The sequence below is a fragment of the Burkholderia sp. BCC1999 genome (assembly GCF_905339975.1).
In the GTDB taxonomy this organism is placed as follows: Bacteria; Pseudomonadota; Gammaproteobacteria; order Burkholderiales; family Burkholderiaceae; genus Burkholderia.
Map to the genome: position 1 here is coordinate 1 of NZ_CAJPHP010000003.1, position 12906 is coordinate 12906.

Annotated in this window: 12 protein-coding genes and 1 other RNA gene; 2 read left to right on the top strand and 11 right to left on the bottom strand. The window is 67.5% G+C overall.

Annotation, left to right across the window (positions count from 1 at the left end):
- Positions 1–33: 33 nt before the first annotated feature.
- Positions 34–1431 carry a 23S rRNA (uracil(1939)-C(5))-methyltransferase RlmD gene (rlmD, locus tag U5809_RS04640; protein ID WP_176047183.1) on the bottom strand — a complete coding sequence of 466 codons (1398 nt, stop codon included), beginning with the start codon at positions 1429–1431 and terminating at the stop codon, positions 34–36.
- Between the two features lie 220 nt (positions 1432–1651).
- Between rlmD and U5809_RS04645 the strand changes: the two genes are divergently transcribed.
- Positions 1652–2506: an endonuclease/exonuclease/phosphatase family protein gene (locus tag U5809_RS04645; protein ID WP_322085731.1), complete on the top strand. Its 855-nt coding sequence runs from the start codon at positions 1652–1654 to the stop codon at positions 2504–2506.
- Between the two features lie 30 nt (positions 2507–2536).
- Here the strand turns inward: U5809_RS04645 and U5809_RS04650 are convergent, their stop codons facing one another.
- From U5809_RS04650 to ffs, 10 genes are all read right to left on the bottom strand, one after another.
- Positions 2537–3313 (bottom strand): 3'-5' exonuclease, encoded by a 777-nt coding sequence (locus tag U5809_RS04650; protein WP_322085732.1) that lies wholly within the window; start codon positions 3311–3313, stop codon positions 2537–2539.
- A gap of 3 nt (positions 3314–3316) precedes the next feature.
- A complete protein-coding gene (rpoS, locus tag U5809_RS04655; RefSeq protein WP_282505194.1) occupies positions 3317–4405 on the bottom strand; it encodes an RNA polymerase sigma factor RpoS in 1089 nt (362 codons plus the stop codon).
- An 11-nt stretch (positions 4406–4416) separates the two neighbouring features.
- Entirely contained in the window at positions 4417–5304 is an 888-nt protein-coding gene (locus U5809_RS04660; RefSeq protein ID WP_322085733.1) for a peptidoglycan DD-metalloendopeptidase family protein, read from the bottom strand.
- 5 nt (positions 5305–5309) lie between these two features.
- Positions 5310–6242 (bottom strand): protein-L-isoaspartate(D-aspartate) O-methyltransferase, encoded by a 933-nt coding sequence (locus U5809_RS04665; protein ID WP_322085734.1) that lies wholly within the window; start codon positions 6240–6242, stop codon positions 5310–5312.
- On the bottom strand, positions 6239–7000 hold the full coding sequence (gene surE / locus U5809_RS04670) for a 5'/3'-nucleotidase SurE (protein WP_322085735.1): 762 nt from the start codon (positions 6998–7000) through the stop codon (positions 6239–6241). The genes U5809_RS04665 and surE overlap by 4 nt, the downstream gene beginning before the upstream one ends.
- A 226-nt stretch (positions 7001–7226) precedes the next feature.
- Positions 7227–8432, bottom strand: a complete 1206-nt coding sequence (locus tag U5809_RS04675; RefSeq protein ID WP_322085736.1) for a CaiB/BaiF CoA-transferase family protein — start codon at positions 8430–8432, stop codon at positions 7227–7229.
- Positions 8433–8480: 48 nt separating this feature from the next.
- Positions 8481–9077, bottom strand: a complete 597-nt coding sequence (recR, locus tag U5809_RS04680) for a recombination mediator RecR (RefSeq protein ID WP_034181272.1) — start codon at positions 9075–9077, stop codon at positions 8481–8483.
- Between the two features lie 31 nt (positions 9078–9108).
- Entirely contained in the window at positions 9109–9435 is a 327-nt protein-coding gene (locus tag U5809_RS04685; RefSeq protein ID WP_014896896.1) for a YbaB/EbfC family nucleoid-associated protein, read from the bottom strand.
- Positions 9436–9530: 95 nt separating this feature from the next.
- The gene (locus tag U5809_RS04690) at positions 9531–11897 is read right to left on the bottom strand and encodes a DNA polymerase III subunit gamma/tau (RefSeq protein WP_322085737.1); all 2367 of its coding nucleotides are present in this window, start codon (positions 11895–11897) and stop codon (positions 9531–9533) included.
- Between the two features lie 127 nt (positions 11898–12024).
- Positions 12025–12123: signal recognition particle sRNA small type (ffs, locus tag U5809_RS04695), an RNA gene on the bottom strand.
- Between the two features lie 390 nt (positions 12124–12513).
- Between ffs and trxA the strand changes: the two genes are divergently transcribed.
- Positions 12514–12840 carry a thioredoxin TrxA gene (gene trxA, locus U5809_RS04700; protein WP_006402348.1) on the top strand — a complete coding sequence of 109 codons (327 nt, stop codon included), beginning with the start codon at positions 12514–12516 and terminating at the stop codon, positions 12838–12840.
- Positions 12841–12906: the final 66 nt, after the last annotated feature.

The window sequence follows — 12906 nt, forward strand, 5'->3', positions numbered from 1 at the left end:
TTCGGGCCGGTTTTTTTACGTCCGCCGCCGGGCTCAGTCGCGCTCGAACAGCGCGATCGATTCGACGTGCGACGTATTCGGGAACATGTTCACGACACCGGCGCCCTTGAGCCGGTAACCGGCCTCGTGCACGAGCAGGCCCGCGTCGCGTGCGAGCGTCGACGGGTTGCACGACACGTAGACGATCCGCTTCGGCAGCGGGCCTTCGCCGCTCTGCGCGATCTCGGCCAGCGCCTTCGACACCGCGAGCGCGCCTTCGCGCGGCGGGTCGATCAGGAACTTGTCGAATGCACCAAGCGCACGGAGGTCGTCACCCGTCACTTCGAACAGGTTCCGGCACGCGAACGTCGTATGACCGTCGACACCGTTCTCGCGCGCATTCGCCAGCGCCCGCGTCGTCAGCGTGTCGCTGCCCTCGATACCCATCACTTCGCGCGACAGTCGCGCGAGCGGCAGCGTGAAGTTGCCGATCCCGCAGAACAGGTCCAGCACGCGGTCGTCGCGCGACGGCGCGAGCAGGCGCAGCGCACGCCCCACCAGCACGCGGTTGATCTGGTGGTTGACCTGCGTGAAGTCGGTCGGCTTGAACGGCATGCGGATGCCGAATTCCGGCAGCGTGTAGTCGAGCGCCACGTCGAGCGGATAGAACGGCGTCACCGTGTCCGGGCCCTTCGGCTGCAGCCAGAACTGCACCTTGTGCTCGTCCGCGAACGCGCGCAGCAGCGCTTCGTCGTCCGCGTTGATCGGCTCCAGCACGCGCAGCACGAGCGCCGTGACTTCCGAACCGACCGCCAGCTCGATCTGCGGCATCCGATCGCGGATCGACAGCCCCTCGACGAGCCGGCGCAGCGGCACCAGCATCGCCGACACGTGCGGCGGCAGCACTTCGCAGCTCGTCATGTCGGCAACATAGCTGCTCTTCTTCTCGTGGAAGCCGACCAGCACGCCGCCCTTCTTCGCCACGTTGCGCACGGTCAGGCGCGCACGGTAGCGATAGCCCCACGACGGGCCGTGGATCGGCGCGAACATCGTTTCCGCGCGCAGCTTCGCGAGGTGCCACAGGTTGTCCTCGAGCACGCGCTGCTTGACCGCCACCTGTGCACGCATGTCGAGATGCTGCATCGAGCAGCCGCCGCAAGTACCGAAGAACTTGCATTTCGGCTGCGTGCGCATCACGCTCGGGCGCAGAATATCGACAACCGTCGCCTGCTCGTAACTCGGCTTGCGGCGGTAGCTCGAATAGGTCACGCGCTCGCCCGGCAACGCGCCTTCGACGAAGATGACCTTGCCCGGCTCGCCGTCCTCGGTGATCGTGCGGCCGACACCGCGCGCTTCCATGTCGAGCGATTCGATCTCGAGAACCGGGGCGGGCCCGGGCGCGACGGGCGCATTTTTCGATTTGCGCGCAGAAGTGGGGACGGCTTCGGACACCAGCTTTTCCTGACAAACGTTGAAGAAGGCGAGATTGTAGACGACGAAGGCCCGTATCGCCCGCTTTGGATGGGCCGAGCGTCGATACTTGATGATGGACGGCCCTGCATCGCGCCGCAACGGCCACGCAGCCGGCTTACGGCACCGACAGCCGCACAAGACCGCAGAACGCGTCAGGGCCGGCCCGTAGCCCGCCACCCAACCACCAGGAGATTCGAGCATGCGACTGATCGACTGGAACATCCAATGGGGTCGGGACGCGGACGGCATCGTCGACCTTTCCCGCACCGTCTCGGCGATCCAGCGGCTCGGCGATTTCGACGTACTGTGCCTGCAGGAGGTCACGCGCGGCTTCGGCGCGCTGCCCGGGCAGCCCGGCCCCGACCAGTTCGCCGAACTCGCAGTGCTGCTGCCCGGCTATACGATCATCGGAGCGATCGGCGCCGATCTGCCGGCCATCGAACCGGGCGCACCGCGCCGCCAGTTCGGCAACGCGATCGCGACGCGGCTTCCGGTCGGGCGCGTGCTGCGCCAGTTGCTGCCGTGGCCGGCCGACGCCGGTGCGCCGTCGATGCCGCGCGTCGCGCTGGACGTCGAACTGCAGGCCCCGTTCGGCCCGCTGCGCGTGGTGACCACTCATCTGGAATATTATTCGGCGCGCCAGCGGCTCGCCCAGGTCGGCGCGCTGCGCGGCCGGCATCGCGAGGCCTGCGCGCACGCAGAACGTCCGGCGCCTGCCGAGACCGCCGAGGGGCCGTTCAGCGCGACCGGCCAGCCGCGCGACGCGATCGTCTGCGGCGACTTCAACAGTGCGTTCGACAGCGATGCATATCGGCGCTTCCTGGAACCGATCGCGGACGCGCCTCGTTTCGTCGACGCATGGGTCGCGCAACACCCGGGGCGCACGCCGCCCCCGACGGCCGGCGTCTACGATACGGTGCAATGGCCGGACGGGCCGCTCGCATGCGACTTCGCGTTCGTGACCGAGACACTGCTGCCGCGCGTCACGCGCTGCGACATCGACGGTGACGTGCGCGCGTCGGATCACCAGCCGGTGCTGCTCGAACTGGCCTGATCGCGCCGGTTGCGACGCAGGCCGCCCGCGCTACGCGTCGAAACCGGCCAGGTACTCGACCCAGTGCGGCGCCGGCTCCAGGGCGAGCGCGTTCTTCACGATCAGGATCTCGTCCGCGTACTCGCTCGGTGTCAGGCCGCCGCGCATCAACTGGAACCGACAGTACAGCAGGTAGGTGTTGACGACGTCGGTTTCGCAATAGTTGCGGATTTCATCGATCCGGCCATCCCGGAACGCCGGCCACACCTGGCTGCCGTCCATCCCGAGCTTGCCGGGGAATCCGCACAGCTTCGCCAGCGCGTCGAGCGGCGCGTTGGCGCGCGCCTGATACATCGCGAGCACGTCCATCAGGTCGGTATGCCGCGAGTGATAGCGCGAGATGTAGTTGTTCCACTTGAATTCGCGGTCGTCCTCGCCGAGATCCCAGTAGCGGGTCGCGGGGATGCCGTGCACGAGCGCACGGTAATGCAGCACCGGCAGATCGAAGCCGCCGCCGTTCCACGACACGAGCTGCGGTGTGTATTTCTCGATCACGCGGTAGAACGACTGGATCAGCGCCGCTTCGTCGTCCTGCGGCGTGCCGAGCGAGCGCACACGAAAGCCGTTGTTGTCGCGGAACACGCACGAGATCGCCGCGATCCGCTGCAGGTGATGCGGCAGGAAATCGCTGCCGGTCTTCTCGCGGCGTGCGGCGAATGCATGTTCGGCCACCGCGGCATCGTCGAGCGTCGCGGACAGGTCTTCCAGACGGCGAATGCCGTCGACATCGGGAATCGTCTCGATGTCAAAAACAAGAATCGGAGTCATCAGTTACAGAACGGCGTCCTTGCGCACGCCGTTGGAGGCAAAGAACCGCTTGAGGCGCACCAGCGCTTCCTGCTGGATCTGCCGCACGCGCTCGCGCGTGAGCCCCATCTCGTCGGCGAGCTCCTCGAGCGTCGCCGGTTCGATATGGTTCAGGCCGAAGCGTCGCTCGATCACGTGCCGATGCTTGTCGGACAACCGCGACAGCCACGCGCGCGTCAGCGTTTCGAGCTCGCGGTGCTGCACCTCGGCGTCGGGTGACTGGCTCTGATCGTCGGGCAGCAGGTCGAGCAGGCTGCTCGCGGGATCGAGATCGAGCGGCGCGTCGAGCGACGCCGTGTGCTCGTTGAGCGCAAGGATGTCAGTGACTTCCTCGGCGGTCTTGCCGGTGAGATAGGCGATGTCGTCGATGCTGGCTTCACGGCGCTCGGCCGCCTCGCCCGTCGACATCGAATTCTTTTCGAGGTGGCGCTTCGCGCGCAGCACCTGGTTCAGTTCGCGGATGACGTGCACGGGCAGGCGCACCGTGCGGGCCTGATTCATGATCGCCCGCTCGATGCTCTGCCGGATCCACCACGTCGCATAGGTCGAGAAACGGAACCCGCGCGTCGGGTCGAACTTCTCGATCGCGTGCATCAGGCCGAGGTTGCCTTCCTCGATCAGGTCGAGCAGCGGCACACCACGGTTCAGGTATCCCTTCGCGATGCTGACGACGAGGCGCAGGTTGCGCTCGATCATCACCTGCCGCGCCTCGAATTCGCCGGCCTTCGCCAGGCGCGAATAGCGCTGCTCTTCCTCGACGGTCAGCAGCGGCTTCACGCTGATTCGGTTCAGGTAATGCTGGATCGTGTCGGCCGTGAGCTCGGCCTGCAGCATCGTGCGGAAATCGTCGACGTCGGGCGCCGCTTCCGGGCGGCCCTCGCGCTCGTCATCGCCACCGTCCGCCTCGGCGTCGCGTGCCTCGATATCGCGTTCGTTGTCCGCGATATCGTCCTCGTCGTCCGTCGAAGCACCTGCTCGCCCCACCGATGCTTGCGTGGCACGACTGATCTTCTCAGACTCGGCTTGCGGCTCGTGGCGCTTCGATTTCGGCATGGTCGTCTCGGTTATTGAGGCGGCAAATACTTCAGCGGATCGACAGGCTTACCCTGTCGGCGAACCTCGAAATGCAGCATCACGCGGTCGGCATCGCTGTTACCCATCTCGGCGATCTTCTGCCCCTTCGTTACCGCGTCCCCCTCTTTTACCATCAAAGCACGATTGTGTGCATACGCCGTGAGGTAAGTTGCGTCGTGTTTGATGATAATGAGGTTGCCGTAGCCGCGCAGGCCGTTACCGGAGTAGACGACGCGGCCGTCGGCCGCCGCCTTCACGGTCTCGCCGGCCGTGCCGCCGATGTTGACACCCTTGTTCTTCGCGTCGTCGAACCCGTTCAGCACGGGGCCGCGCGCGGGCCATGCGAACGTCACGGGGCCGCTCGGGGCCGCTGCCGTATCGCTCGAGCCGGCGGCCGCAGCCGGCGGCGTGGCGAGCGTGGACGACGTGCCGGCAGCCGGCGTTGCCGGGCCGCTGCTGAGCGGCGCGGTCGCGACGGCGGCGCCCGCGATCGGCGCAGCGACCTGCGTGCCCGCAACGGCGGCGCCCGCCTGCGGCGAAACGCGCAGCAACTGGTCGACTTCAATCTGATTCGGGTTCGCCAGGTTGTTCCACGCGGCGATGTCGCGATAGTTCTGCCCGTTTTCGAGTGCGATCCGGTACAGCGTGTCACCCGGCTTCACCCGGTAGTAACCCGGGGGCGCCGGCGGAAGCGGCGCCGCGGGCTGCGCGGTGCCGGTCGTGCCGAGCGAGCCGGAGCGATCGACGACAGGCGCGTTGTCGAGCCGCGTCGCACAAGCGGCCAGTAGCGTGGAGAACGCAGCCACACAGATCGCGCGCTGGGCGAGTGTGAGCGGTTCCCTGGATCGGTTGTTTTGCATCGCGCGCAACATACTCATCGGTTTCAAATCACTCCGGATTTTAAAGGGACAAAGAAAACGCGATCAAGCCGTGACTCTCGCCATTGCGCGTGCGCGACGCGCTCGACGAGCGTGAGCACCTGATGCTGCCCGCTCTGCGCGCCGACCGGCGCGACGAGCCGCCCGCCGATCGCGAGCTGCTCGAGCAGCGCCTGCGGCACGTCGAGCCCCGCCGCCGCGATCACGATCGCGTCGAACGGGGCCGCGGACGGCAAGCCGACACGCCCGTCGCCGTAGTGCAGACGGATGTTCGGCACGCGCAGCGGCCGCAGGTTCAGCTTCGCGCGCTCATAGAGCGGCTTGATGCGTTCAATCGAATACACGTCGCGTGCCACGTGGCTCAGCACGGCGGCCTGATAGCCGCACCCCGTGCCGATCTCGAGCACGCGCTCGAGTGTGCGGCCGGCCATCGCGAGCTCGATCATGCGCGCGACAACCGACGGCTTGGAAATGGTTTGCTGGTGGCCGATCGGCAACGCCGAATCCTCGTAGGCCTGCGTTGCGAGCCCCGGATCCACGAACATGTGGCGCGGTACCGCGGCCATCGCGTCCAGTACGCGCGCGTCGGTCACGCCGTTCGCGCGCAGTCGTTCGACCATCCGCTCGCGCACGCGTTCCGACGTGAGCGCGAACGCGCCGGCCGGCGCGACGCTCGGCGCAGCCGGTTTCGGCATCGCGGGCTTCAGCGCGGTCGGCTTCGGCGCGGTCGCCGGCTTCGCGGCGGCGGGACCGTGCGCCGCCGACCGCACGGCGGCAGGCTTCACCGCAACCGGTTTCAGCACGGCAGCGGGCTTGTCGGCAGCCTTCGGCACCGCAACCGCCGCATGGCGTTCGCCGGCCCGACCTTCCGATTTGCGTGGCGCTCGCTTGAGATCTTCGAGCGCGAGCGGAAACCGCTTCGCGCGCTCGCCGCTCATGAAGCCCGCCCTCCGGCGCGCGCCCATTCGCGCGTCGCGGGCAGCATCTGCGTATGCGTGAGGTCGAGCTGCAGCGGCGTGATCGACACGAAACCGTTTGCGACGGCGTGGAAATCGGTGCCGTCGCTCGCGTCCATCGCCGCGCCCGCGGCGCCGATCCAGTAGATCGGCTCGCCACGCGGGTCGGTCTGGCGAATCACCGGCTGCGACGGATGACGCTTGCCGAGACGCGTGACCTTCCAGCCCTTCAGTTCGTCGTACGGCAGATTCGGAATATTGACGTTCAGCAGCGGGTTGCCCGGCAGCGGATGCGCGAGGTAGTGCTCGACGATCTCCGCGGCGACGCGCGCGGCGTCCGCCAGATGGGCCCAGCCCTTGTCGGCCAGCGAGAATGCGATCGCCGGCACGCCGAACATGATGCCTTCGGTGGCGGCCGCAACTGTCCCTGAATAGAGCGTGTCTTCGCCCATGTTCTGGCCGTTGTTGATCCCGGAAACGACGAGATCCGGCTTCGCATCGGCCATCCCCGTCAACGCGACGTGCACCGAATCGGTCGGCGTGCCGTTCACGTAGAAGAAACCCGTACCCGCCGCACGCTGTACCGACAGCGGCCGCGACAACGTGAGGGAATTCGACGCGCCGCTGCAGTTCTGCTCGGGCGCGATCACCGTGAGCTCGGCCAGCGGCTGCAGCGCTTGGCTGAGCGCGGCGAGACCGGGGGCGAGATAGCCGTCGTCGTTGCTGAGTAGGATTCGCATCCGGCGATTGTAACCGAGGAAAGATGGCGCGAGAGCGACAGTCCGACGGGCGCGAGCGGACGGGTGCGCGCATGTGCGCAGGGTGCGCCGCCGCATGGCGCGGCGTCTTTCAGCACGCTCGGGAAAACGCCATGCCGCCCCGGGTTTTCCGCCCCAAAGGAGGTCCCGTCGGCGAATGCCTGCGTCGCGGACCTGGCACGAGGCGACAGGTCCGCGCGCACTTCCCTCAGATCGCGCCCGCTTCGCGCAGCGCGGCAATCGCCTGGGCGTCGTAGCCGAGGCCGCGCAGCACCTCGTCCGTATGCTCGCCGAGCTCGGGCCCGAGCCAGCGCGTTTCGCCCGGCGTATCCGACAGCTTCGGCGTGATGTTCGGCAGCGGAATGTCGGTACCGTCAGCCAGCTTGAAACGCTGGATCATCTGCCGGGCAACAAACTGCGGATCGGTGAACATGTCGGCGGCGCTGTAGATGCGCCCGGCCGGCACGTCGGCCGCATTGAGCACGACCAGCGCCTCGTCGATCGTGCGCGGCGTGAGCCACGCGGCGATCGCGTCGTCGATCTCCTGCGTACGCGGCACGCGCCCGTCGTTTTGCGCGAGCGCGGGATCGTCGGCGAGGTCGTCGCGCTCGATCGCCTTCATCAGCCGCTTGAAGATCGGGTCGCTGTTGCCGCCGATCACGATGCTGCCGTCGCGGCACGCATAGGTATTCGACGGCACGATGCCCGGCAACGACGCGCCGGTGCGCTCGCGCACCATCCCGTACACGCCGTATTCGGGCACCACGCTTTCCATCATGTTGAAGACGGCTTCATACAGTGCGACGTCGACCACCTGCCCCGCGCCGCCGTTGACCTTGCGGTGATGCAGCGCCATCAGCGCGCCGATCACGCCGTGCAGCGCGGCGATCGAATCGCCGATCGAGATGCCGATGCGCGGCGGCGGCAGATCGGGATAGCCGGTGATGTGACGCAGCCCGCCCATCGATTCGGCGATCGCACCGAAACCGGGACGGTCGCGGTACGGGCCCGTCTGACCGTAGCCGGACAGGCGCACCATCACGAGACCCGGGTTGTCGGCCGACAGCACGTCGCAACCGAGCCCGAGCTTCTCCAGCAGGCCGGGACGGAAGTTCTCGATCACGATGTCGGCCTCGCTCGCGAGCTGTCGCGCGATCGCCTTGCCGGCGTCGGCTTTCAGGTTCAGCGTGACCGATTTCTTGTTGCGCGCCTGGACGGACCACCACAGCGACGTGCCGCCCTGCTCCGGGTGGAGCTTGCGCCATTTGCGCAGCGGGTCGCCGCCGTTCGGATCCTCGATCTTGATCACTTCCGCGCCGAATTCGGCGAACAGCCGCGACGCGAACGGCCCCGCGATCAGCGTTCCGAATTCGAGCACTTTGACGCCCGCGAGCGGGCCCTGGCTGGTGCTCATGTGTCTCCCTGGCATGAGGAATGGCGCCGCCGGCAGGCGGCGCCCGGCTTACATCGTGCGGCGATCGAGCATCGCGCGGGCGATGGTGCCCGCGTCGACGTATTCGAGTTCGCCGCCCACCGGCACGCCGCGCGCAAGGCGCGTGACCGCGAGGCCGCGCGCCTTCAGCGTCTGACCGAGGTAATGCGCGGTGGCTTCGCCTTCGTTCGTGAAGTTGGTCGCGAGCACGACTTCCTTGACGATACCGTCGGACGCGCGCCGCACGAGGCGGTCGAAGTGGATTTCCTTCGGGCCGATCCCGTCGAGCGGGCTCAGTCGCCCCATCAACACGAAATACAGCCCGCGGTACGTCATCGTCTGCTCGAGCATGATCTGGTCGGCGGGCGTCTCGACGACGCACAGCAGCGTCGGATCACGCTCCTCGTCGCTGCAGACCTCGCAGATCTGCGCTTCGGTGAACGTGTTGCACTTTTCGCAGTGCTGCAGGTGCTCGGTCGCGAACAGCAGCGACCGGCCAAGCCGCTCCGCGCCTTCGCGGTCGTGCTGCATCAGGTGGACCGCCATGCGCTGCGCGGATTTCGGCCCGACGCCGGGCAGCACGCGCAACGCTTCGACGAGAGCAGACAGGGCGGACGGCTGTTTCATACGGCGGCAAACAGTGGCAAGGACGCGGCGCTCAGAACGGCAGCTTGAAGCCCGGGGGCAGCGGCAGGCCCGACGTCATGCCGCTCATCTTTTCCTGCGACGTCGCTTCGGCCTTGCGCACGGCGTCGTTGAACGCAGCGGCGACGAGATCCTCGAGCATGTCCTTGTCGTCCGCGAGCAGGCTCGGGTCGATCGCGACGCGGCGCACTTCGTTGCGGCACGTCATCGTCACCTTGACGAGGCCGGCGCCCGACTGCCCTTCGACTTCGATCAGCGCAAGCTGCTCCTGCATCTTCTTCATGTTTTCCTGCATTTGCTGCGCTTGCTTCATCAGTCCGGCGAGGTTGCCTTTCAACATGGAAATACTCCTTCTTGATCGTGTGAAAACCGGCACGCGGCGCGTGCCGGCCAAAGTGTGCGGGGCGTGATTGTGCCTGTCGCGGGGCGGTCAGTTCAATGCAGCGTCGGCGGCACGCCGTCCGGCGCCGAATCGGCGAGAGGACGGACCGAACCCTCGACGATGCGCGCACCGAAGTCGCGCACGAGCTGCTGGACGAACGGATCGCCGTGAATCTCCTGCTCGGCCTCGCGCTGGCGCGCCGCGCGCGCGGCCGCATCGAGCGCCGCCGCGGTGCGCCGTGCGGGCCCGACCTCGACGGCCACCTCGACCGGCTTGCCGAGCGCATCGGCCAGCGCCGCCTTCAGCTTCGCCACCTGCGCGGCGTCCGCGTACTGCGGCACCGGCACCGAAAGTTTCAGGGTGGTCGCATCGACGGCCGTCAGCTCGCTGTTGAAGGCGAGCTGGTACGCGACGCCCTTCAACGGCAACCGAGCGGCCAGCGCCGGCCATTCGCCGTCGAAGCCGAGCGGATCCAGCGCGATGGCGGGCGGCAACGGTCGCGCATCGACCGGCGCGGACGGACGCGTTTCCGCCGGCTTCGGCATCACGCGCACATCGTCGGGACCGCTGTTGAACTCCGGCACGAAGCCGTCGTCCGGGCCGCCGAACATCTCGTCGGCGCTGAGCGGCACGTAGTCGTCGGGCGGAATGTCTTCCCACGGCGGCGAGGCCTGGCGCGACTCGGCAGCCTGCGGTGCACGGGCCGCGGCACGCGGCGTCGGCACCTGCACGGCGGGACGCGGTGCGGCCGGCTTCTCGGCGACCGGCTGGGCTGCCGGTTTCGGCGCCGCGCCTGCGCGCCCCCGATCGGACGACACGCGCATCCCCGCATTGCGCAGCACGTCGAGCGCGGCGGCGGCACCGCCTGCGCGCGCGGCCGGACGTGCAGCCGGCTCCGGCGGCGCAGCGCGCGGCACCGGTGCGGCCTGTACGACCGGTTCTTCGATTTGCAGCGCTACCGCGGCAGCGGTAGCCCCAAGCGGCTCGGGCTCGTTGCGGACAGGCGGCGGCAGGTCCGTCGCCGCTTGCTGCACGACATCCGTTCCCGGCTGCGGCGTTTCGATGACGGGTGCGTCAACCGGCACCGGCGCGGGCGCGGGCGCCTGAACGGCAGCCGGCTTCGCGGCCGGCGGGCGGGCTTCGTCTTCAGACCGAGCAGGCGCCGAACGCGCGACGGCTGCGATCGGGGCAGCCGGAGCAGCCGCCGACGGGCGCGCCGCCTCGACGGGCGCAGCCGATACCGGCTTCGCCGCAGCAGCCGATGCCGCGGCAGCGCGCGGCGCCGGCACGGCCCGCGGCACGGACGGCTGACCGCCCGGCGCACTGCCGGCGGCAACCGTCGGCTCGAACGCGAGCATCCGCAGCAGCGTCATCGTGAAACCGGCATACTCGTCCGGCGCGAGACCGAGCTCCGCACGGCCGACCGTCGCGATCTGATAGAACAACTGCACCTGTTCGGGGCTCAATGTCTCCGCGAAACGGCGCAGATCGGCCGCTTCCGGCCATTCGTCGAGTACCGATCCCGGGGCGAACTGCGCCCACGCGATCCGGTGCAGCAGGCTCGCGAGATCCTGCAGCGCGGTCGAGAACGACAGGCTGCGCAGCGACATTTCGTCAGCGATCGTGAGGATTTCGGGGCCGCTGCCAGCCGCGAGCGCGTCGAGCAGACGCACCATGTAAGTCTGGTCGAGCGCGCCGAGCATGCCCGACACGGCCGACTCGGTCACTTCGTTCGCCGAATAGGCGATCGCCTGATCGGTAAGCGACAGCGCATCGCGCATGCTGCCCTGCGCCGCACGCGCGAGCAGGCGCAGCGCCTGCTGCTCGAACGTGATCTGCTCTTCGCCGAGGATCCGCTCGAGATGCGACACGATGTGCCCGGCCGGCATCTGCTTCAGGTTGAACTGCAGGCAGCGCGACAGCACGGTAACGGGAATCTTCTGCGGATCGGTCGTCGCGAGGATGAACTTGACGTGCGGCGGCGGCTCTTCGAGCGTCTTCAGCATCGCGTTGAACGCGTGGTTCGTCAGCATGTGCACTTCGTCGATCATGTAGACCTTGAAGCGCGCATCGACAGGCGCGTACACCGCGCGCTCGAGCAGCGCGGCCATCTCGTCGACGCCGCGGTTGCTCGCGGCATCCATTTCGACGTAATCGACGAAACGGCCCTCGTCGATCTCGCGACAGGCGCGGCACACGCCGCACGGCTGCGACGTGACGCCGGTTTCACAGTTGAGTGCCTTGGCGAAGATCCGCGACAGCGTCGTCTTGCCGACACCGCGGGTTCCGGTAAACAGATAGGCGTGATGGAGACGCCCGCCGTCGAGCGCGTGCGTAAGCGCCCTGACGACGTGCTCCTGGCCGACGAGCGAAGCGAAATCCTTCGGACGCCACTTGCGTGCGAGAACTTGATAGGTCATCGGGAAATTGTATCAGTAACGCTGCGTCGCGCCGACACGCGAAACGGTGCGGAGAACGGGCAAAGTGCGGGTCGAACGGAGTGTGATGCAGAAATAAAAAACGCCCGGCGAACGGGGCGAGATGGAAGGTGACGAGCCCAACCCTCGGCACTGGCGGAAAACGATTGTGGCTGCTTCGTTCCCGACCTGACCAGGTTCACCGCCCCACCATGCGAGGAGGCCCGTCACGGCATATTCTATCACCGCTTCCGGACGAATGCGACCGTTTGTTCGCATCAATGCGAATATCGCCGGGCAAACCGGCGCGCCATCCGTTCGCACGACGCGCAAGCGTGCCGGCCCCTTGTAATCTGCAGGCCAGCCTCCACTTGCATGGCACAACGGTCGAACGTCGCGTCGTACCCCTACTCGCGTAGCGGCTACTATCGCCGCCCGCAGCAGATAGCAATTTAGGCTAATATGACGCCCGAACGACCCGCGAGCCGCGGCATGCAGTGCTTACGCCCCTCCTTTCCGGAGCGCGGAGTGGCCTGCCGCAGCGGCCGGCAGCCTACGGCGGCCGGCACGCCGCAACGCGCAAGCAGGCAGTCCCCGAACCGTAAGAGGTATTGACCCAATGAGCGAACAGATCAAACACATCAGCGACGCATCGTTCGAACAGGACGTCGTCAAATCCGACAAGCCCGTGCTCGTCGATTTCTGGGCCGAATGGTGCGGCCCGTGCAAGATGATCGCCCCGATCCTCGACGAAGTCGCGAAGGACTACGGCGACAAGCTGCAGATCGCGAAAATCAACGTCGACGACAACCAGGCGACGCCCGCGAAGTTCGGCGTGCGCGGCATCCCGACGCTGATCCTGTTCAAGAACGGCGCGGCCGCCGCGCAGAAGGTCGGCGCGCTGTCGAAGTCGCAGCTCACCGCATTCCTGGACAGCCACCTGTAAAACCGGCAGTTCCGCGGACGTGTTGTCAGCCGGCAACACGTCCGCCGTCAAGCCGCCGATCGCTCG

Bases quoted from the DNA above. Each gene is read 5' to 3' on its own strand.
- U5809_RS04650 (WP_322085732.1), bottom strand. From the start codon at position 3,313: ATGACTCCGATTCTTGTTTTTGACATCGAGACGATTCCCGATGTCGAC.
- U5809_RS04665 (WP_322085734.1), bottom strand. From the start codon at position 6,242: ATGAGCGGCGAGCGCGCGAAGCGGTTTCCGCTCGCGCTCGAAGATCTC.
- U5809_RS04645 (WP_322085731.1), top strand. From the start codon at position 1,652: ATGCGACTGATCGACTGGAACATCCAATGGGGTCGGGACGCGGACGGC.
- U5809_RS04675 (WP_322085736.1), bottom strand. From the start codon at position 8,432: ATGAGCACCAGCCAGGGCCCGCTCGCGGGCGTCAAAGTGCTCGAATTC.
- U5809_RS04690 (WP_322085737.1), bottom strand. From the start codon at position 11,897: ATGACCTATCAAGTTCTCGCACGCAAGTGGCGTCCGAAGGATTTCGCT.
- surE (WP_322085735.1), bottom strand. From the start codon at position 7,000: ATGCGAATCCTACTCAGCAACGACGACGGCTATCTCGCCCCCGGTCTC.
- U5809_RS04685 (WP_014896896.1), bottom strand. From the start codon at position 9,435: ATGTTGAAAGGCAACCTCGCCGGACTGATGAAGCAAGCGCAGCAAATG.
- trxA (WP_006402348.1), top strand. From the start codon at position 12,514: ATGAGCGAACAGATCAAACACATCAGCGACGCATCGTTCGAACAGGAC.
- U5809_RS04660 (WP_322085733.1), bottom strand. From the start codon at position 5,304: ATGAGTATGTTGCGCGCGATGCAAAACAACCGATCCAGGGAACCGCTC.
- rpoS (WP_282505194.1), bottom strand. From the start codon at position 4,405: ATGCCGAAATCGAAGCGCCACGAGCCGCAAGCCGAGTCTGAGAAGATC.
- recR (WP_034181272.1), bottom strand. From the start codon at position 9,077: ATGAAACAGCCGTCCGCCCTGTCTGCTCTCGTCGAAGCGTTGCGCGTG.